Origin of the sequence: Cupriavidus necator A5-1 (genome assembly GCF_000744095.1) — a bacterium.
GTDB classification, from domain to species: Bacteria; Pseudomonadota; Gammaproteobacteria; order Burkholderiales; family Burkholderiaceae; genus Cupriavidus; species Cupriavidus necator_A.
Map to the genome: position 1 here is coordinate 2,587,128 of NZ_JQLI01000001.1, position 19,986 is coordinate 2,607,113.

Here is a 19,986-nt window from a genome sequence, read left to right on the forward strand (position 1 = left end):
ATGGTTTATTGCGCATCGCAACAAACCGGACACACTGCCTCACGGGCCGATCGCTTCGTCTCCGGGCCACGCCACTTCGCGCCGGGCCCGTCTCTTGCTGTGCCGTCCTTCGTTCCGACCGCCGATGCCGGTCATCCCGATTCAACCGCTCACCCTGGCATACATGTCACCGACCGCCACGCCACACTTGTCCGCAACGCTATTTCCGCCCGCCCGCGCGCTCACCGCCGGCCCGGGCGCTCGCCGCCGCGCGCAGCGCGCAGGCTTGCGGATTGCGGCATGGCTTGGCGGCGGCGCGCTGGCGCTGTGTGCCATGGCCGCGCATGCGTTCGACTTCGACACCGTGGCGGCGCGCGCGCGCCAGCTGGCGGCATCGCCATACAAGGCGCCGCCGCAAAACCTGCCGCGCGAGTTGCGCGAGCTGTCCTACGAACGCTACCGCGAAATCGAATACAAGCCCGAACGTTTCGCCTGGCGCGGCACGCGCTCGCCGTTCGAGCTGTCGTTCTTCCACGAGGGCATGGTGTTCGACCAGCCCGTGCGTATCCATGAAGTGGTGGGCAACAGCGTGCGCGAGTTCCGCTTCGACCCCTCTGCGTTCAACTACGGCCCGCACAAGGTCGATGCCGCCAAGCTCAAGACGCTGGGCTTCGCAGGCTTCCGCATCCTCTATCCGCTCAACGGCAAGCGCAAGGACGAGCTGGCGTCGTTCCTCGGCGCGAGCTATTTCCGCGCGCTCGGCAAGGACCAGTGGTATGGGCTGTCTGCGCGTGGCCTGGCGGTGGACACCGCGCTCAATTCGGGCGAGGAGTTCCCGCGCTTCGTCGAATACTGGATCGAACGCCCCGCGGCCAACACCAAGGAGATCACGATCTACGCGCTGATGGATTCGCGCCGCATGAGCGGCGCGTACCGCTTCACCATCAAGCCCGGCGAGGAGACCGCGATGGAGGTCAAGTCGCGCCTGTTCCTGCGCGAGAACGTGACCAAGCTGGGCCTGGCGCCGCTGACCAGCATGTACCTGTATGGCGAGAACCAGCCGTCGCCGGCGCAGGATTTCCGGCCCGAGGTGCATGACTCGGATGGCCTGTCGATCCACCTGGGCACGGGCGAATGGGTGTGGCGCCCGCTGGTCAACCCCAAGCGGCTGCTGGTCACATCCTTCGCGGCGACCAACCCTCAGGGCTTCGGGCTGATGCAGCGCGACCGCAGCTTCAGCAATTACCAGGAACTCGGCGCGTGGTACGAGCGCCGGCCCAGCGGCTGGGTGCAGCCGCGCGGCAACTGGGGCTCGGGCCGTGTGGAGCTGGTGCTGATCCCGACGCCGGACGAGACCAACGACAACATCGTCGCTTACTGGGTGCCGGACAACCCGCCCAAGCCGAAGCAACCCTTCGACTACGAATACCGGCTGCTGTGGCAGAAGGACGGCGAACAACAGCCGCCGCTGTCGTGGGTGACCCAAACCCGCCTGGGCCAGGGCCAGACCCGCAACAAGGAGGACATGAGCTTTTCGCTGGTGGTGGACTTCGAAGGCCCGTCCTTCCGCAGGCTGCCGGCTGACGTTCGCATCGACCCGGTGGTTTCGGCCGATGCCAACGGTGAACTATTGAAGACGTCGGTACAACGCAATGAGGCGACCGGCGGCTGGCGCATGACCATGGTGATGCGCCGCAAGGACGAAACCAAGCCGGTAGAGTTGCGCGGCTATCTTCGCAACGGCAATACAACCCTATCCGAGACGTGGAGCTACATCTTACCCCCCGGCTAAAGCAGCGACCGGCCCAGGCGGCGGCATGCGAGCGCTATGTCGACCGCCTGCCCGTATCGCCTGAAGTGCGCAGCGAACTGCTGGCAGACGGCCCGAGCGCCGCGGCCACGCCTGCTGCACCCCTCACACCCGTGGCATCCGGTGCCCCCGTGATATCCGTCACTCCGGACGGCCGCGACGCGCAGGACGCGATCGCGCGCCTGCAGTCGCGCCTCGCCGCCAAGGACGCGCCGGCCGCGCAGGGCGGCAGCGCCTACGCCTCCGTCGGCCGCCGTTTCGCGATGGCATACGGCAATCCGCAGGTAGGCGGCGAATCGCTGCTGCAGCGGCGCGAAGACGGCACCGTCAAGGTCGACACCGGCCCCGAGCCCGAGCGCAGCTCGATGGTGCCGCGCCAGTGGCCGCCGCATATCGTCACCGGCTGGCTGCGCAATACCTGGCGCCGCATGCTGGGCCGCCCGCCGGTGCCCGAGACCTGGGACACCCTGCACGACGGCCCCGATGCCGAAGGCAAGTGGCACCCGGCGGGCTCGCACCGCCGCTGGTTCCTGCTGGGCCTGGTCGTGATCCAGACCGTGCTGGCCACGTACTTCATGACCAGCGTGCTGCCGTACCACGGCGCCGACCCGCTCGAGATCGCGATCCTGGGGCTGTTCGCCGTCCTGTTCTCGTGGGTGTCGGCCGGTTTCTGGACGGCCATGATGGGCTTCCTGGTGCTGGCCAAGGGCGGCGACCGCCACCTGATCTCGCGCTCGGCCGCGCCTGACGGGCCGCTCGCGCCGGAGGCGCGCACCGCGGTCATCATGCCGATCTGCAATGAGGACGTGACCCGCGTGTTCGCGGGCTTGCGCGCCACCTATGAATCGATGGCGCGCACCAGCCACCTGGCCAACTTCGATTTCATCGTGCTGTCGGACAGCGGCAACCCCGACCTGCGCACCGCCGAGCACGATGCCTGGATGGAGCTTTGCCGCGCCGTCGGCGGCTTCGGCCGCATCTTCTACCGCTGGCGCCGCCACCGCGTGAAGCGCAAGACCGGCAACGTGGCCGACTTCTGCCGCCGCTGGGGCAGCAAGTACCGCTACATGGTGGTGCTCGATGCGGACAGCGTGATGAACGGCGACTGCCTGGCCACGCTGGTGCGGCTGATGGAAGCCAACCCCGGCGCCGGCATCATCCAGACCGCGCCGCTGGCGGTGGGCCGCGAAACGCTCTATGCGCGCGTGCAGCAGTTCGCCACGCGCGTGTACGGGCCGCTGTTTACCGCGGGGCTGCACTACTGGCAGCTCGGTGAATCGCACTACTGGGGCCACAACGCCATCATCCGCGTCAAGCCGTTCATCGAGCATTGCGCGCTGGCGCCGCTGCCGGGCCGTGGCCCGCTCTCGGGCGAGATCCTGTCGCACGACTTCGTCGAAGCCGCGCTGATGCGCCGTGCGGGGTGGGGCGTGTGGATCGCCTACGACCTGGAAGGCTCGTACGAAGAACTGCCGCCGAACCTGCTGGACGAGGTCAAGCGCGACCGCCGCTGGTGCCAGGGCAACCTGATGAACTTCCGACTGTGGCTCAAGCAGGGCTTCCACGTGGTGCACCGCGCGGTGTTCCTGACCGGCATCATGGCCTACCTGTCGGCGCCGCTGTGGCTGCTGTTCCTGCTGCTGTCCACCGCGATGCTGGCCAAGCACGCGCTGGTGCCGCCGGAGTACTTCACGCAGCAGTACCAGTTGTTCCCGACCTGGCCCGAGTGGCATCCCGAAAAGGCGCTGGCGCTGTTCTCCGCCACCGCGACGCTGCTGTTCCTGCCCAAGCTGGCCAGCGTGGTGCTGCTGATGAAGCAGGCGCGGCGCTACGGCGGCGCGGTGCAGCTGTTCGCCAGCATGCTGATCGAGGTGCTGCTGTCCGCGCTGCTGGCGCCCACGCGCATGCTGTTCCATACCAAGTTCGTGATCGCCGCGTACAGCGGATGGGGTATCTCGTGGAAGTCGCCGCCGCGTGAAGACGCGGAGACGTCCTGGGGCGAGGCCTTCCGCCGCCATGGCTGGCATACCGCGCTGGGGCTGGCATGGGGTGGCCTGGTGTACTGGCTGAACCCGTCCTACGTGCTGTGGCTGCTGCCGATCGTCGGCTCGCTGGCACTGTCGATCCCGTTGTCGGTGATGCTGTCGCGGGTGTCGTTCGGACGTGCCTCGCGCAATGCGGGGCTATTCATGATCCCCGAGGAGACGCTGGTCCCGCGCGAGATCGTCGAGACCCAGCAGCATGTTGAAAATGCCGCGGAAACGCCGGACTTTGTCGATGCCGTGGTCGACCCGGTCACCAACGCACTGATGTGCGCGACCGCCACGCCGCGCACCATCCAGCCGGATTCGGCACGGATGCGCCACGAGGGGCTGGTCGTTCATGCGCTGACCCATGGGCCGCGCGCGCTGACCCCGGCGCAGAAACATCTGCTGCTGGGCAACCCGTTCGCGCTGGCGCGCCTGCATGAACTGGTGTGGGGCTCGCCGCTGGCCGATGCCGGCTGGAAGGACACGCGCGTGCTGATGCGCCGCGCGGCCAACGTGCTGCCGCTGCGTCCGCGCGCGGCCTGAGGCGCGCAGCCAAAAGCGGCAAAAAGCAGCAAGAAGCAGCAGAAACGACAACGGCCCGCGTGAAAGCGGGCCGTTGTCGTTGGCTGCAACCAAATCTCCTGTTGCAACCGATTCTTGTTTATCGTGTCAGCGCAGCGCGGCGGTGCAGATCGGCGAGTTGATATAGACGTCGCCCACGCGGCGCTCGCCCCGGTCCTTGCGCGTCATATAGCGGAACATCAGGCTGACGCCGAGCTTGGTCAGGATTTCCACGTCGCGGTTTGCGCAGATATTGCGCTGCAGCGGCGCGGCGTAATTGACCTCGAAGCTGGCCAGGTCCAGCATCGGCCCGCGATAGTTGGTGAGTTCGAGCTGGAACAGCACGTGCTTGCCCGGCACCGACTGGCAGCGGCGCAGGCGCGTTTCGCCGTCGATCTCGATCGGCAGCGCATCGTTGAGCTGGCGGCAGGCGCGCGCTAGCACGTTGTCCGGGCGCGTGGTGTTGCGCAGTAGTTCGGGCACGCCCGCGGCGCCGGTGTTCTGGCCGGTGGCCGCGCCCTTGAGCATGCGCGACAAGGCGTCGGCTTCATCGATCACTGGGGCGACCGGCGCCGAGGCGGCGGCGTTGCGCGTCAGTGCCGGCGCGGCCGTGGCCATCAATGGCACGGGCAGCACCCACAGCAGCGCAGCCGCGAGTGCGGCCGGGCCAAGCGAAGCGGAAAGCGGCGTTTGTCGTATTCTCATGCAGGCTAACGTTGCCGGGACCGGTACTGTCGTCCGTCTCTGCGTGGCCGCCGGCGCTCTGGCGATCTCTCTCGCGCCGACAGGCTCGCATTGTACTCTCCACCCCGGCGGGCGTGAAAGGTACGGCACACTGCGAGGACGTCCGGATTGCATCGGGAGCGCGCATTTGCTGCATGCATGCAAGCGATTGCCTGACATCACTATCCAACAAAAATGCCAGGCATGCCATCTTCATCGAAGCCGGCGTTGGCGTGGCGTTGCCATGGTGCGCGACCGAGCTTTCCGGCGCTCAACGCCAATTTTCCTGAACGACAGTTTCAAACCGCAGCACGCCCGAGACGCAGCCTTTTCGTTATGCTGTGCAACAATTGCCCCTTTGCACGCGTTGCACGGGCCGGCTGCTTCGCAAGCAGGCCGGCCGCGCGTGACCACCGCCGTTCCCGGATGCCTTCCATGTCTCGTTCCCCGAGCGCTGCCTCGCCGGCGCGTTTTCCCGCCTGGCTGCTGATCTGCGGCTCGCTGATGGCGATCGCGCCGCTGTCGATCGACATGTACCTGCCCAGCTTCCCGTCGCTGGCCGGCGATCTCGGCGTGGACATCGGCCGGGTGCAGCTCACGCTTGGCACCTTCCTGGTGGGGCTGGCGCTGGGGCAGGCGTTCTACGGGCCATTCAGCGACCGTTTCGGGCGCAAGCCACCGCTTTATGTCGGGCTGGGCCTCTATGTGGTGGCCGCCATCGGCTGCGCGCTGGCGCGCAGCGTGGAGTCGCTGATGCTGTGGCGCTTCCTGCAAGCGCTGGGCGGCTGCGCGGGCATGGTGATGGCGCGCGCGGTGATCCGCGACCGGCTCGAGGCGCATGAATCCGCGCGTGCGTTCTCGTCGCTGATGCTGGTGATGGGGCTGGCGCCGATCCTCGCGCCGATCGTCGGCGGGGCGATCCTGACGGCGTCGGGCTGGCGCACGATCTTCTGGGTATTGGCGGCGGCCGGGACCATGATCCTGCTCCTGGTGCACTGGCGCATGGAGGAATCGCTGGACCACAGCCGCGCGGCGCCGCTGCGGCTCGGCACTGTGGCCAGGAGCTACGCCGAGTTGCTGCGCGACCGGGAATTCCTGGGCTATTCGCTGTCAGCCGGCTTCGGCTCGGCGGGCATGTTCGCCTATATCTCCGGCTCGCCGTTCGTGCTGATCGAGCTGCATGGCATCGCGGCGTCGCACTACGGCTTTGTGTTCGGCGCCAATGCGCTGGGGCTGATCGCGATGTCGCAGCTCAATGGCCGGCTGGTGCGCGGCCGCTCGCTCGACCATGTGCTAGGGCGCGCGCTGCTGGGGGCCTGCGCGGCAGGCGTCGGGCTGGCCGTCGCTGCGCTTGCGGGGGTGGCCGTGCTGCCGGTACTGCTGGCCGGCTTTTTCGTCTTTATCGCGGCCCTGGGTTGCGTCACCCCGAATGCGTCTGCGCTGGCGCTGGCGCACCAGGGCCATCGCGCCGGCACGGCCTCGGCGCTGATGGGCACGCTGCAGTTTTCACTGGGCACGCTGGGCGGGGCGGCCGTCAGCGTGTGGCGTGACGGCACCGCGCTGCCGCTGGCGGTGGTGATGGCGGTATGCGGCATCGGCGCGGTGCTGATGCGGCACTACGGCCGCTCCGGCACGCGCTGATGCCGCGCGCCGATGTCGGCTGGCCTCAGGCCGCCGCGGCCTGCTGCACCACCACCATGTGCGCCGGCATGGGCGCGGCATAGCCGGCCTGGCCGAAGCATTCGCGGATGACGCGGTTGGAGTCGAAATAGACCTGCCAGTAGTGGTCGTTGTGGCAGTAGGGGCGTACCGCCAGTACCGGGCCGACCAGCGTGAACTCCAGGATTTCCACGTCGACCGGGGGCTCGGCCAGCACGTTGGGGATCTGCGCGATACGCTCCTTCAGCAGTGCCACCGCCTCGGCCACGTCGGTGCTCCCCGCCAGCTGCGCTTTCAGGTCCACGCGCCGGAACGCATTGGCCGTGAAGTTCTGGATGTTGTCGCTGAAGATCTTGTTGTTGCCGACCACGGTCTGGACGTTGTCGGGCGTGTCCAGCGAGGTCGCGAACAAGCCGATCTCGCGCACCGTGCCGGTGACGCCGCCGATGGTGACGAAGTCGCCGACCTTGAACGGCCGCAGCACCACCAGGAACGCACCCGCCGCGAAATTTGACATCAGGCCCGACCAGGCCATGCCGATGGCCACGCCGGCGGCGGCAATCAGTGCGGCAAAGGTGGTGGTCTGGATGCCAAAGTAGCCGAGGATGCCGATCACCAGCACCACATTCAGCGTCACGGTGACAATCGAGCCGACATAGCGCAGCAGCGTCGGATCGACCTTCTGTTTGCCGAGCGAGTTCTGCACCAGGCGCACGACAAAATGGATCAGCCATCGGCCGATCATCCAGAAGGCGAGGGCGGCCAGGATCTTGACCCCGAACTGCGTGGCATAGGCGACAACCAGGGTCTTGAGGTTGTCCAGCGTAGTGGCTTCCATCGGCGTTTCCTTTCGGTTTGGGGAGTCCGCCCGGCTGCCGGTGGCAACATCCGTACCGATTCAGCCGGCAACTGGGTGCAAGCAAGGGTGCAAGCAACGGGGTGCAAGCCCTGCGCGCTGACGCGGCGCAATACGAGGGCACGGCAATTATTGGGACGCCGTGCGGGGAAGTGCAAGCAAATAATTGTGAAGGCAAGCTGCGTTCGGGCAGCTTGCCTGTCTGAATCTGGCCGTCCCGCCGGGATTACCAGTTGGTTTCACGCTCCGGCGTCGCGGAAATCCGGTGCAGCGTCAGGTCCGCGCCGTTGAATTCGCCCTCGGCATCGAGCCGGATGCCCACCAGCTTCTTCAGCGTGCCGTATACCAGCGTTCCGCCGGCCAGCGCAATCGCGATGCCAAGCACGGTACCGATCGCCTGCGCGCCCAGCGACACGCCGCCCAGCCCGCCCAGCGCCTTCGCGCCGAAAATGCCCGCGGCGATGCCGCCCCAGGCGCCGCACAGGCCGTGCAGCGGCCACACGCCCAGCACGTCATCGATATGCCATTTGTTCTGCGCGAGCGTGAACAGGTAGACAAAGAGCGCGCCGGCCACACCGCCGGTGATCAGCGCCCCCAGCGGGTGCATCAGGTCCGAGCCCGCGCACACGGCCACCAGCCCGGCCAGCGGGCCGTTGTAGGCAAAGCCGGGATCGTTGCGCCCGGCCGCCCAGGCCGCCAGCGTGCCGCCGGCCATCGCCATCAGTGAATTGATTGCGACCAGGCCGCTGATCTTGTCGACCGTCTGCGCGCTCATCACGTTGAAGCCGAACCAGCCCACCGCCAGCACCCAGGCGCCCAGCGCCAGGAAGGGGATGTTCGACGGCGGATGGGCGCTGATGCGGCCATCCTTCTGGTAGCGCCCGCGCCGTGCGCCCAGCAGCAGCACCGCGGGCAGCGCGATCCAGCCGCCCACCGCATGCACGACCACCGAGCCGGCAAAGTCATGGAACGGCGCGCCGGTCACGCGCGTGATCCAGTCCTGGATGCCGTAGCGCTGGTTCCAGGCAATGCCCTCGAAGAAGGGATAGACAAAACCCACCAGCACAAAGGTGGCGACCAATTGCGGATTGAAGCGCGAACGCTCGGCAATACCGCCCGAGATAATCGCCGGAATGGCCGCGGCAAATGTCGCCAGGAAAAAGAACTTGACCAGTTCGTAACCGCTTTTCTGGGCCAGCGTTTCTGCGCCGGCCATGAATTGCACACCGTAGGCGATGGTGTAGCCGATAAAAAAATAGGCGATCGTCGAAACCGCAAAATCCACCAGAATCTTCACCAGCGCATTGACCTGGTTCTTCTTGCGCACCGTACCCAGTTCGAGGAAGGCAAAGCCGGCGTGCATGGCCAGCACCATGATGGCGCCAAGTAGTATAAACATGGCGTCGGTGCCAGTCTTCCAGTTGTCCATAGTCACCTCATGCTCAAAATGGGAGCGTGGGTATGCAAAAAGCATTCCAGCTTTAGCTGCATCCTGGTGCTCGTTGCACCTTCCTGAGTAAAACCGCACCGGAATGCCGCGTGGCGAGCTTGCGGGGGCGGGGTGAAAATCGGAAGCGGCTGGTCGGCGGGGCGGGGAATGCGCCAGAATGGAGCCTTGGTGCGAGGTCTGGCTGATCCGTTGTGGTGCAGTGCCCCAAGAGTGGGCAAATGTTCCATCGCGGGTAGGGACGGCCGTGGCAGTCGCAGCCGAGATTCCCGGGCAAATGCTGCAGCCCGGGAAATCGCGCCGCTGGCAAGCGGAAAAAGAGTGGGAAATTGCCCGCTAACCGGCCTCAATCAAGGATTTGCGGGTTTTTTCGTTGCATTGGTGCCACTGGGGATTGCTCAACGCGCGAAGGGCAGATTAGACTGCGCCGATCGATGGCTTGCCGCCAGGCCAGCTCATCGGTGACGACGACCAACAAGGGAAATCAGCCATGAATAAAGGTGAACTGGTATCGGCCATCGCCGCGGAAGCAGAACTGAGCAATGCCGCTGCCGAGCGTGCGCTCAACGCAGCGCTGGACAGTATCAAGAAGGCAGTGGCCAAGGGTGACTCGGTGACGCTGGTAGGCTTCGGCAGCTTCAGCGCCGGCAAGCGTGCCGCCCGCACCGGCCGCAACCCGCGTACCGGCGAAACCATCAAGATCCCGGCCGCCAAGACGGTCAAGTTCTCTGCCGGACAGGGTTTCAAGGACGCCGTGAACAAGAAAAAGTAAGCGGTCTGCGTCCACAGCTAGAAAAGCGGCCTGGCAGGCCGCTTTTTCTTTTGGGGCCGCCCGGACACACCAGTGCCGCTGCGCTCGGGTTAAACTGCCGGCGCGCCCGGGTCGTCGCCAGTGCCGCCCCGGCCATCCAGCCCCCGCAATCCCCGACTCCGCATCATGAACGACCAGTCCCACCAGCTTTCCATGACCGTGCTGATGACGCCGGACATGGCCAATTTCTCCGGTAACGTCCACGGCGGCACCATCCTCAAGTACCTGGACATGGTCGCCTACGCCTGCGCCAGCCGCTACGCCGGGCGCTACGTGGTGACCCTGTCGGTCGACCAGGTGGTGTTCCGCCAGCCCATCCACGTGGGCGAACTGGTGACCTTCCTGGCCTCGGTCAACTACACCGGCCGCAGCTCGATGGAGATCGGCATCAAGGTGGTGACCGAGAACATCCGCAGCAAGCTGGTGCGGCATACCAACAGCTGCTACTTCACCATGGTGGCCGTGGACGACAACGGCACGCCCGCGGAGGTGCCGCCGCTGGAGCCGCGCGATGAGGTGGAGCGCCAGCGCTTTGCCGCCGCACAGCAGCGCCGCGCGCTGCGCCAGGAAATGGAAAAGCGTCACGACGACATCAAGTCGTCGGTGACCTGAGCCGCGTGGGCCCCGCCATGAAGTCCAACCGCATCCGCGCCATCGTGGCCGCGGCCGCCTGCGTGGCGGCGGCCAGCGGTGCGCAGGCCGAGGAAATCGGCAGCGTCAGCACCAATTTCCGCGTGACCGGCTCCGACAAGGTGGTGATCGAAGCCTATGACGACCCGCAGGTGGACGGCGTGACCTGCTACGTGTCACGCGCCCGCACCGGCGGCATCAAGGGCCAGCTCGGCATGGCAGAAGATCCGCCCGAGGCCTCGATCGCCTGCCGGCAGGTCGGCACCATCGCCTTCAAGGCGCCGCTCAAGCAGCAGGACAACGTCTTCTCGGAGCGCATGTCGATCCTGTTCAAGACGCTGCACGTGGTGCGCGCGGTCGACCGCAAGCGCAATACGCTGGTATACCTGACGTATTCCGACCGCATCGTCAGCGGCAGCCCGCAGAACAGCGTGACCGCCGTGCCGGTGCCGGCCGGCACGGCGATTCCGGTCAAGTAGCCGGGTCAGGGCGCCAGCGCCGCCACATCGCGGCGGGCTTTTTCCAGGTCGGCGCGGAACACCGGGTCGGCATGCAACCGCGGCACTGTGGCCGCGGCAATCATGCTGCCCTCGTTGTCATCGCTCCGTCAGTGCACGATCGGATGCAACGGTGTTCGCTTCAATTGGCCTTGTCGTCGGTTTGCATCGAACAGCTTGCGCAGGTTCGACTTCAGTATCTTGCCATTGGCATTGCGCGGCAGCATCTCCGGAAACACCAGGATGCGCACCGGCACCTTGAACGCCGCCAGCCGTTCGCGCACGAAGTCTTGCAGTTCGGCTTCGGTCGCCTGCATGCCAGGCTTGATGCTGACCACCGCGGCGGGTTCTTCGCCCAGCGTCCGGTGGCCGATGCCGACGACGGCCGCGTCCACCACCGCGGGATGCTCGTACAGCGCGCTTTCCACCTCGATGCAGTAGATGTTCTCGCCGCCGCGGATCAGCATGTCTTTCATGCGGTCGACGATATAGACGTAGCCTTCTTCGTCCAGCCGGGCGATATCGCCGGTGCGCAGCCAGCCGTCGACCAAGGTCTGCGCCGTGGCCTCGGGCTTGTTCCAGTAGCCGCGCACGACATTGGCGCCGCGTGCCATCAGCTCGCCGGTTTCGCCGGGCGCCAGCGCATTGCCGCGTCCGTCGACGACTTTCATTTCTCCGATCGGTAATGCGGGGCCGCTGCTGTCCGGGCGCATCTCGTACTCTTCCGCGCTGTGGCTGGTAAAGGTCGACGAGGTTTCCGTCATGCCCCAGCCAATGCCTGGCGCGGCCTGCGGAAAGACCTCGCGGATACGCCGCACCAGCTCGGGCGAAGCCGGCGCGCCGCCATAGTTGACGTTCTCCAGCGACGACAGGTCGAAGCGCGCGCGTTCCGGATGCTCCAGGATCTGCCACGCGATGGTCGGCACGCCGCCGGCCGAGGTGCAACCCTCGCGCTCGATCAGCGCCATGCCGCGCAGTGCGTCCCAGCGGTGCATCAGCACGATCTTGGCGCCGGTCGCCAGCGCGCCGTTGAGCACCGCCATGCAGCCGGTGACATGGAAAAACGGCACTGCCAGCAGCGCGGCCTTCTGCGGTGCGGCAGGGTCGCGCGTGGGCATCGGCTCGCCCCGGCGCAGCAGGTTGCGGATCAGGCTGAAGCTGCCGGCGGCGACCACCGAAGCGGAATTGCGGTGCGTACCGAGCGCGCCCTTGGGTTTGCCGGTGGTGCCCGAAGTGTAGAAGATGGTGGCGTCGTCTTCCGGATCGATATCGAGCTGCGGTGGCGCCTGGTCCCGCAGCGTCGCCCAGGCGACAGGTGTGCCGATCACGTTTTCCAGCGGCACCACGCGCGCCTCGGCCACGGTTCCGCCGGCGCGCGACACGTAGACGCGTTCCAGCGCGGGGCAGGCTGGCAGGTGCGGCACGATGCGGTCGAGCCGTTCGGCATCGACGATGGCCACGCGGCTGCCGGAATCTGCCAGGCCGTATTCAAGCTCGGGCCCGGTCCACCAGGCGTTGAGCGGGGTCACGATCGCGCCGGTGAGCAGCGCACCGTAGAACGCCACCGGCCACTCCGGCAGGTTGCGCATGGCCACCGCGACGCGATCGCCTTTGCGCACGCCATCGCGCACCAGTGCATGGGCCAGCGCGATGGCGGCGCGCTGGAAGGCATCGTAGGAAACGCGCTCGTCCTCATAGACCACGAAGGTGCGATCGGCAAAGGCGCGCGTTGCCAGGAACAGCTCGCGCAGCGTGTGCGGGCCGTTTTTCCAGACCGTGGTGGGGATGCCGCGGATCGTGCGCGTTTCGGTTTCGAACGGCGCGCCGGGCGCGGTAAGCCGGGCGTGGGCCTCGGCCAGGGACATGACCGGCCAGGTGCCGGCCACTTGCGGATTGCTCGACATGACTGCCTCCCGGAACTGCACTGCAGGTTGAGGGAAATGCAGGAAAGCGGCGGGCGCCGGTCTCGCCGGCGCCCGCGCAGCGCTTGCGTCAGAAGCTCAGATGGTCACGCCGCCGTCGACGACCAGGGCCTGCCCGGTCATGAAGGTGCTGGCCGCGGAGGCCAGGTAGACGGCTGCGCCGGCGATCTCGACCGGCTCGCCGATGCGGCGCAGCGGGGCGCCCTGGGTGGATTGCTTGTAGCGCTCCGGGTCTTCCCACAGCGCGCGCGCGAAGTCGGTCTTGATCAGCCCCGGCGCGATGCAGTTCACGCGCACGTTGTGCGGCCCGAACTCGACCGCCAGGTTGCGTGCCAGCTGGAAGTCGGCGGCCTTGGAGATGTTGTACACGCCAATGGTGGGCGAGCCGCGCAGGCCGCCGATCGACGACACGATGATGATGGAGCCGTCCTTGCGGTCGATCATCTGCGGCGCCACCATCTGGATCAGCCAGTGGTTGGAGATGACGTTGTTGTCCAGCACCTTGCGGAACTGGTCGTCCGACACGCCGCTCATGGGCCCGTAGTACGGGTTGGAAGCGGCATTGCAGACCAGCACGTCGATCTTGCCGAACACGCGGTTGGTCTCGTCGACCAGGTGCTGCAGATCATCCTTGGACGAGATATTGGCGGGCACCGCGATCGCGGTGCCGTCGCCGTGGCGGGCGTTGATGGCGTCCACCACTTCCTGGCAGGCCTCGGCCTTGCGCGAAGAAATGACGACTTTGGCGCCCTGTACGGCCATCTGCTCGGCAATGGCGCGGCCGATGCCGCGCGAGGAGCCGGTGACGATGGCAACCTTGCCCGTCAGATCGAACAATGACATGGAGTCTCCTGTATGGCTGCGCCGGCATCAGCGGCCGGCTTTGTGCAGGCGGCATGTGCCGCGCTGTTGTCCTGGCGATGCGCCACGCGGGCGGCATCGACGGGACATTATGGTGGTGCCTGTGCACCCAGTCCACAGCCCGGAGGGGCGCGCGCGAGCCATATCAGTATTCTTTCTGCGGGCAATGAGCGGCGTGCATGGCAGCGTGCTGCACAGCGAAACGCCGGCGCGGATCAGGCGCTTCAGGCGGCCGTGGAGCCAGCCAGCAGCGGCGGCAGGGCGGCCATCAGCTCGCGGCGCAGCGCATCGTCAAGTTGCAGGCCGAAGCGCGCCGACAGCACCTGTACCACGGCCTCGGGCGTTTCCAGCCGCTGGCGCCGCACGGTGCCGTCCGGCTCGCGCTCGGCCAGGTCGCCATCGGCCAGCGTCACGCGCGTGCCGCCGTCGGTGCGCGCGGCCATCAGCCGGTGCAGGAATATGCTGTCCGGATGCGTCGCCACGTACCAGTTGCGCGGCACGAAATCGATCCACGGCTGCGGTGTCAGGTCGAAGCGGTAGATCTTGATCCAGCCGGCATCGCCGCGCGCCTCGAGGTCATAGCTGTGGAAGGCGGTGCCAGCCGCTTCGGGCGGCGACGAGACCAGCCGGTAGGGAAAGCTGTCATCGGTGGGCGCCGACAACGGCATCGCCCGGAACGGCGTGGGGCCGCCAAAGCCGACATCGGCCAGATAGCTTTGATGCGCCACTTCCACGCGCAGCAGCATATGCGACGTGACGGTCGGCACGTCTTCCGGCACGCCCCAGCGCACGCGCGCGGCCAGCGGTGTCACGGCGTAGCCGAGCGCCGTCAGCGCCGCCGCCAGCAGCGTGTTGAGTTCGAAGCAATAGCCGCCGCGCCGCTGCGTGACGAGCTTGTCGAAGACCGCGTCCGGCTCGATGCGCACCGGCCGGCGCAGCAGCGGGTCGACGTTCTCGAACGGGATGCTGGCCAGGTGCGCGGCCAGCACGGTATCCAGCGCTTCCAGCGTGGGCAAGGGCGGGGCGGCGATGCCCAGCCGCGCGAGATAGGCGTCCAGTTGCGGCGCGTCGAGCGAGATCATGGTGTGCGAGGCTCCGAGGCGAGGGGTTCAGTTGAGCGCTTCCAGCGCGGGCAGGTCGAGCAGTTCGATGCCGCCGTATTCGAGCCGAAGCAGGCCGCGTGCTTCCAGTTCGCGCAGCGCGTGGTTGACGGTCTGGCGCGACAGCCCGAGCATCTGCGCGAGCTGCTCTTGAGGGATGCGCACGCGCTGCGCGGCATGCGCCGGCACCGGCAGGTTGCCATAGCCGCGCGCGATCGCGGCCAGGCGCCGGGCAATGCGTGCCGCCGGCGGCAGCAGCTGCGCTTCTTCGACATAGTCGAAGGCCTGGCGCGTCTTGGCCGCCAGCAACTGGCCAAAGGCCTGCCACCACGCCGGCTGCTGCGCGAGCCGTCGTTCCAGGGGCGCGCGCGGCACGTGCCACAGCGTGGTGGCGCTGACCGCGCGTGCGTCGTGCGTGCGGGGCAGGCCGTCGAACAGGCAGATCTCGCCAAACCAGGTGCCGGGCTCCAGCAGCCCGAGCAGCGCCGCCTTGCCCGATTCGCCGCTGGCGTGGATCTGCACGGTGCCGCTGGCGACACAGTACAGGCCGTCGAAGCGGTCGCCGCGGGCAAACAGCGTTTCGCCCGGCACCAGGCGGCGCAGGGTGCCGTCGTCGAGCAGTGCCTGTTGCAGCGCTGGCGGCAACTGGCTGAACCAGGTGCCGGCGCGCACCGCGGCGAGCGGGTCTGCTTCATGCTGCGATGCGGTGCCGGGCAGCGCGGTGCTGGCGGAATGCGCGTGGGGGCGGTGCGGAGGGGGCGCCAGTCCCATGCCGGTCTCCTGTCTGGTTATCCCGCTTGCGCGGGGGCTTGCGCCGGCGTGTCTGCCAGCACACGCAACGGCATGCGCCGGCGCAGCGGACTGTCAAAAACCTGACAGACCTGGCCGGTACGCGCCCACTACTATAAATCCACATCGCGCACGCCGCGCAGCAGCGGACGGCAGCGACCGGCGCCCACGCCGCGCCGGACGCGCACGCCCGCGCACAAAGGAGACGCCCCCGTGAAAACCCTGATCGAACACCTGGCCAACTACGCCGCTTACCATCGCGACCCGCGCAACGTCTTCACGCATTTCATCGGCATCCCGATGATCGTGTTGGCGGTGACGACGCTGCTGGCACGCCCGGCGATGGCGCTGGGCGACGGTTCGGCCTACCTGACGCCGGCGATGCTGGTGTACATCTTGTGTTGCCTGTTCTACCTGCGCCTGTCGCTGGGCTTCGGGGTGGCGATGGCGGCGATCCTGGCGGCGTTTCTCTATGGCGGTGCGCGGATTGCCGCGATGCCGACCATCTGGTGGCTGGTGATCGGCGTCGGGCTGTTCGTGGTGGGCTGGATCATCCAGTTCGTCGGCCACTACTACGAGGGGCGCAAGCCGGCCTTTGTCGATGACCTGGTCGGGCTGCTGATCGGCCCGCTGTTCCTGGTGGCCGAAACCGCTTTTGCACTGGGCCTGGCGCACGATACGCGCGAGGCCATGGCGGCCCGCACGCAATGAGGCTGCACTAAGGCAGTCTCTAAGCCAATCCCGCCGGCAGCCGCAGCCGCGCCGCCAGCCCGCCCAGCGGGCTCGACGCCAGCGCCAGGCTGCCTTCATACAGCGCGGCGATCTCGGTAACGATCGCCAGGCCCAGCCCGCTGCCGGCGGCCGCTTCATCGAGCCGGCCAAAGCGTGCGTTGGCCAGTTCGCGCGCCTGCGGCGGCATGCCGGGGCCATCGTCTTCCACCAGGATTTCCAGCGCCCCATCCGCTTCGCGCAGCGTCACTTGCACGCGCGTGCGCGCCCACTGGCAGGCGTTGTCGAGCAGGTTGCCGAGCATCTCGACCAGGTCCTGCCGATCCCCGGCAAAGTGTCCTTCGCCAGCCACCGTCAGCTCCAGCGCGCGCTCGCCGTGCAGCCGCGACAGCGCGCGTGTCAGCTCCCGCACCGCCGGGCCGGCGTCGATGCGCACGCCTCGTGCCGCGGCAGCGCCAGCGGCACGGGCGCGCGCCAGGTGGCGGTCGACCTGCCGGCGCATCGCTTCGACCTGCGCCGCCACGGCTTGCGCCGCCGCGCCCGGCAGCGCCGCGGCCTCGTTGGCCAGCACCGCCAGCGGCGTCTTGACCGCATGCGCCAGGTCCGCCGCCTGTCCGCGCGAGCGCTCCAGCGCCTGCGCATTGCGCGTGAGCAAGGCATTGATCTCGGTTACCAGCGGTTCTACCTCAGAGGGCCAGTCGCCGCCCAGGCGCGCCTCGCGCCGGGCCTGCATCGCGCCCAGCGCGCGGCGCAGCCGTGCCAGCGGGGCGAGGCCGAACTTCACCTGCGCGGCCACGGCGAGCATCAGCCCCAGCCCCAACGCCGTCAGCGACCATACCAGCGTGCGGTTCAAGCTGCGGCGCGCGGCGCGCAGTTCGGTGCGGTCCAGCGCCACGGCAACATCCACCGGCGTGTCGGACGATGCCAGCACCAGCCGCCGCGACACCACCAGCAGCGACTGGTGGCTGGGACCGGGACGCACGTCGGCCTGGGTGCCGGTCACGTGCCGTTCCACCGTCACCGGCATCTCCGTATCCCACAGCGAGCGCGAACGCAGCAGCGCACCGGGCGCGCGCGCCTGCCAGTAGGCGCCGGAATAGGGCAGCTCGTAGCGGGGATCGGCAGGGGTGCGCGTGAGCATTAGCTTGCCGTCGGCGCTCCAGTCCAGCGCCGCGGCCAGGCTCGCCAGCTGGTGGTCGAGCTGGCGCACATAGGTCTGGTTGACGTGGCGCTCGAACAGCGTCGACAGCAGCCAGCCGCTGACGCCCAGCGCCCCGGCGAGCCAGATCGCGGCCCCCGCCAGCAGACGCAGCGCGAGGGAGCGGCGCAGGCGGGCGGGCATCTAGGGCTGCATGCCGGCAGGCGGGCGCAGCCGGTAGCCCTGTCCGCGCACGGTTTCGATCACGTCCACGCCAAGCTTGCGGCGCAGCCGGCCGACAAAGACCTCGATGGTATTGCTGTCGCGCTCGAAGTCCTGCGCGTAGATATGTTCCGTCAGCGTGGTCTTGCTGACGATGGCGCCGGGGTGGTGCATCAGGTAGTCCAGCACGCGGAATTCATGCGAGGTCAGCACCACCGGCACGCCGTCCACGGTGACGCTACCCGCGCGCGGATTCATCCGCACGGGGCCGCATTGCAGCTCCGGTGCGGGCATGCCGTGCGCCCGCCGGATCAGCGCACGGATGCGCGCCAGCAGCTCTTCCATGCGGAACGGCTTGGCGAGATAGTCGTCGGCGCCGGCGTCGATGCCTTCGACCTTCTCGGTCCAGCTGTCGCGCGCGGTCAGGATCAGCACCGGCACATTGACCTGCGCGGCGCGCCAGCGGCGCAGCACCGAGAGCCCGTCCAGCCGCGGCAGTCCGAGATCGAGGATGACGGCGTCATAAGGTTCCTGCTCGCCCAGGTGGCAGGCGTCCACGCCGTCGGCGGCCGTGTCGACCGCATAGCCGGCGTCGGCCAGGCTGGCGCGGACCTGCGCACAGAGGGTGGGTTCGTCTTCGACCAGCAAGATGCGCATCTGTGTCTCCCTGCGCTCACCGCTTCTTGCGCGCCTCTTCCAGCCCGCGGCCCTTGGCCTTGAGCAGGGCGGCGGTGCGCGCGTCGTATTCGAGCTTGGCCACCGAGCCGCCCGGCAGCAGCAGCTTGACCTCGTACTGCCAGATGCCGTCGTCGCGGTCCAGCTCGACGCCGATCACGTCGCCCGCGTACTGGCTCGACACGGTCTCCAGGATGCGCGACAGCGGCAGGATTTCGCCCGACTGCACTGCGGCGCGGGCGCGGTCGGCATCCTTGTCGGCATGCGCAGCCGGCACGCTCGCCAGCACCAGCAGTGCGAGCGCTCCGGCCATCAGCACGCGGGCAGGGCGGCGCAGCGGCGCCGCAGAGTATCGCTTCATGGTCCGAAGTTTGCATCAAAAAGCCTGAACGCGGGCTGAACGGAAGCCTCAGGCAGCGTTCAGCTGCCGGTGCCCACAATGCCGCCATCCCAGCCAAGGAGCCCGGCCATGCCGCACCCGCAGACCCCTGCCCGCCATTTTTCATCTCCGCCGACACGACGGCTGCGCACGTTCGCGTTGGCCGTCGGCGCGCCGTTTGCGCTGCTGTCCGTAGCCAGCATCTTCGGCATGCAGGTCGAATTGCCGGCGCTGTGGCACGCATGGCGGCATGCCGATGCGAGCCTGCCGATGATCGCGTTCGGCGCCCTGGTTGCGGGTCCGCTGCTCGCGTTTTGCGTGGGCGAGTGAAGGAAAATCGCTGCGCTACGGCATCGCATCGCACTGCGCGCGGGGCGTTTGCGCGTCCGCCGCAAACGCCAAAACGGGGGGACGTAGGCCTTCTTCGCGTTTCCACTGAGGCAAAGCCGCGACAAAACACGGGGTTTTCACGGGGTTTTGCGTTTCGCATGCACGAAAACCCCTTGACTTACGGCTGTTTCCGCTATGATTCAGTGGGCGCCGACAGGGCGATTCAGCAGCGCTGCCAAGCCATGCAAAACGATCTGCCGGCATCCATTGTTCAACTCACGTATATCGATATGGCGACCAAAGCGAAACCGACCGCGAAGACTGCAACCAAGCCCGCTGCCAAGAAGGCCGCGGCAACCAAGGCACCCGTGAAGGCTGCCGCCAAGAAGGCCGCGCCGGCCAAGAAGGCTGCTCCCGCTGCTGCGCCCGTTGCGCGCCCGCTGAAGGACACCTTCAACAAGTCGAGCCTGGTCGCTCACCTGGTAGCCCAGACCCAGCTGGAAGCCAAGGCCGTGAAGACGGTGCTGGCTCACCTGGAAAACACCATCATCAGCGCGCTGAACAAGAAGGGCGCCGGCGAATTCACGCTGCCCGGCCTGCTGAAGGTCACGGCCCAGCAAGTGCCGGCAAAGAAGAAGCGCTTCGGCAAGGACCCGTTCACGGGCGAAGAGCGTTGGTTCCCGGCCAAGCCGGCCAGCGTCAAGGTCAAGGTCCGTCCGCTGAAGAAGCTGAAGGACGCCGCAGCCTGATCTGCGCCACTTTGTCCTGACGAAAAAGGAGCCGCTTGCCGGCTCTTTTTTTTCGTGCTGGCACAGCCGAATGCGCCTGACCAAAGTAA

At 67.5% G+C, this 19,986-nt stretch carries 19 protein-coding genes; 9 read left to right on the forward strand and 10 right to left on the reverse strand.

The genetic code is table 11. The features are described from left to right. Positions 1 to 163 precede the first annotated feature (163 nt). Both K307_RS11455 and mdoH read left to right on the forward strand, forming a co-directional pair. Positions 164 to 1,771: a glucan biosynthesis protein G gene (locus tag K307_RS11455; RefSeq protein ID WP_042881848.1), complete on the forward strand. Its 1,608-nt coding sequence runs from the start codon at positions 164 to 166 to the stop codon at positions 1,769 to 1,771. Continuing rightward, on the forward strand, positions 1,744 to 4,362 hold the full coding sequence (gene mdoH / locus K307_RS11460) for a glucans biosynthesis glucosyltransferase MdoH (RefSeq protein ID WP_080744992.1): 2,619 nt from the start codon (positions 1,744 to 1,746) through the stop codon (positions 4,360 to 4,362). The genes K307_RS11455 and mdoH overlap by 28 nt, the downstream gene beginning before the upstream one ends. A 126-nt stretch (positions 4,363 to 4,488) precedes the next feature. On the opposite strand, the gene K307_RS11465 is transcribed toward mdoH, so the two are convergent. Then, positions 4,489 to 5,085 (reverse strand): hypothetical protein, encoded by a 597-nt coding sequence (locus tag K307_RS11465; RefSeq protein ID WP_042878309.1) that lies wholly within the window; start codon positions 5,083 to 5,085, stop codon positions 4,489 to 4,491. A gap of 453 nt (positions 5,086 to 5,538) precedes the next feature. Here K307_RS11465 and K307_RS11470 point away from each other — a divergent pair, with 453 nt between their 5' ends. Beyond that, on the forward strand, positions 5,539 to 6,744 hold the full coding sequence (locus tag K307_RS11470; protein WP_042881851.1) for a Bcr/CflA family multidrug efflux MFS transporter: 1,206 nt from the start codon (positions 5,539 to 5,541) through the stop codon (positions 6,742 to 6,744). A gap of 25 nt (positions 6,745 to 6,769) precedes the next feature. Here K307_RS11470 and K307_RS11475 read toward each other — a convergent pair whose 3' ends face one another. Both K307_RS11475 and K307_RS11480 read right to left on the reverse strand, forming a co-directional pair. Then, the gene (locus K307_RS11475) at positions 6,770 to 7,600 is read right to left on the reverse strand and encodes a mechanosensitive ion channel family protein (protein ID WP_042878311.1); all 831 of its coding nucleotides are present in this window, start codon (positions 7,598 to 7,600) and stop codon (positions 6,770 to 6,772) included. 244 nt (positions 7,601 to 7,844) lie between these two features. Then, positions 7,845 to 9,047, reverse strand: coding sequence for an ammonium transporter (locus K307_RS11480; RefSeq protein ID WP_042878313.1), 1,203 nt, complete (start codon positions 9,045 to 9,047; stop codon positions 7,845 to 7,847). A gap of 508 nt (positions 9,048 to 9,555) precedes the next feature. Here K307_RS11480 and K307_RS11485 point away from each other — a divergent pair. From K307_RS11485 to K307_RS11495, 3 genes are all read left to right on the forward strand, one after another. Then, complete coding sequence (locus K307_RS11485; protein WP_010814166.1) at positions 9,556 to 9,837, forward strand: HU family DNA-binding protein; 282 nt, start codon at positions 9,556 to 9,558, stop codon at positions 9,835 to 9,837. A gap of 165 nt (positions 9,838 to 10,002) precedes the next feature. Beyond that, on the forward strand, positions 10,003 to 10,488 hold the full coding sequence (locus K307_RS11490) for an acyl-CoA thioesterase (protein ID WP_042878315.1): 486 nt from the start codon (positions 10,003 to 10,005) through the stop codon (positions 10,486 to 10,488). A 17-nt stretch (positions 10,489 to 10,505) separates the two neighbouring features. Then, on the forward strand, positions 10,506 to 10,985 hold the full coding sequence (locus K307_RS11495) for a CreA family protein (RefSeq protein WP_042878316.1): 480 nt from the start codon (positions 10,506 to 10,508) through the stop codon (positions 10,983 to 10,985). A gap of 128 nt (positions 10,986 to 11,113) precedes the next feature. On the opposite strand, the gene K307_RS11500 is transcribed toward K307_RS11495, so the two are convergent. From K307_RS11500 to K307_RS11515, 4 genes are all read right to left on the reverse strand, one after another. Next, complete coding sequence (locus tag K307_RS11500; protein WP_051974818.1) at positions 11,114 to 12,907, reverse strand: class I adenylate-forming enzyme family protein; 1,794 nt, start codon at positions 12,905 to 12,907, stop codon at positions 11,114 to 11,116. A gap of 96 nt (positions 12,908 to 13,003) precedes the next feature. Then, positions 13,004 to 13,768 (reverse strand): SDR family oxidoreductase, encoded by a 765-nt coding sequence (locus tag K307_RS11505; protein ID WP_042878317.1) that lies wholly within the window; start codon positions 13,766 to 13,768, stop codon positions 13,004 to 13,006. Between the two features lie 242 nt (positions 13,769 to 14,010). Then, complete coding sequence (locus K307_RS11510) at positions 14,011 to 14,868, reverse strand: arylamine N-acetyltransferase family protein (protein ID WP_042878318.1); 858 nt, start codon at positions 14,866 to 14,868, stop codon at positions 14,011 to 14,013. A 27-nt stretch (positions 14,869 to 14,895) separates the two neighbouring features. Next, positions 14,896 to 15,657: a Crp/Fnr family transcriptional regulator gene (locus K307_RS11515; protein WP_042878320.1), complete on the reverse strand. Its 762-nt coding sequence runs from the start codon at positions 15,655 to 15,657 to the stop codon at positions 14,896 to 14,898. 231 nt (positions 15,658 to 15,888) lie between these two features. Between K307_RS11515 and K307_RS11520 the strand changes: the two genes are divergently transcribed. Then, positions 15,889 to 16,386 carry a DUF962 domain-containing protein gene (locus K307_RS11520; RefSeq protein WP_042878322.1) on the forward strand — a complete coding sequence of 166 codons (498 nt, stop codon included), beginning with the start codon at positions 15,889 to 15,891 and terminating at the stop codon, positions 16,384 to 16,386. Positions 16,387 to 16,405: 19 nt separating this feature from the next. Here the strand turns inward: K307_RS11520 and K307_RS11525 are convergent, their stop codons facing one another. Genes K307_RS11525 through K307_RS11535 form a run of 3 tightly spaced genes read right to left on the reverse strand, consistent with a single transcriptional unit; the run spans position 16,406 to position 18,800 of the window. Continuing rightward, on the reverse strand, positions 16,406 to 17,746 hold the full coding sequence (locus tag K307_RS11525; RefSeq protein ID WP_042878324.1) for a sensor histidine kinase: 1,341 nt from the start codon (positions 17,744 to 17,746) through the stop codon (positions 16,406 to 16,408). After that, the gene (locus tag K307_RS11530) at positions 17,747 to 18,421 is read right to left on the reverse strand and encodes a response regulator transcription factor (RefSeq protein WP_042878326.1); all 675 of its coding nucleotides are present in this window, start codon (positions 18,419 to 18,421) and stop codon (positions 17,747 to 17,749) included. Positions 18,422 to 18,437: 16 nt separating this feature from the next. Beyond that, positions 18,438 to 18,800, reverse strand: a complete 363-nt coding sequence (locus tag K307_RS11535; RefSeq protein ID WP_051974819.1) for a PepSY domain-containing protein — start codon at positions 18,798 to 18,800, stop codon at positions 18,438 to 18,440. Between the two features lie 108 nt (positions 18,801 to 18,908). On the opposite strand from K307_RS11535, the gene K307_RS11540 reads away from it, so the two are divergent. Next, positions 18,909 to 19,148, forward strand: coding sequence for a hypothetical protein (locus K307_RS11540; RefSeq protein WP_042878328.1), 240 nt, complete (start codon positions 18,909 to 18,911; stop codon positions 19,146 to 19,148). A 290-nt stretch (positions 19,149 to 19,438) separates the two neighbouring features. Continuing rightward, positions 19,439 to 19,897 (forward strand): HU family DNA-binding protein, encoded by a 459-nt coding sequence (locus tag K307_RS11545; RefSeq protein ID WP_042881856.1) that lies wholly within the window; start codon positions 19,439 to 19,441, stop codon positions 19,895 to 19,897. Positions 19,898 to 19,986 lie beyond the last annotated feature (89 nt).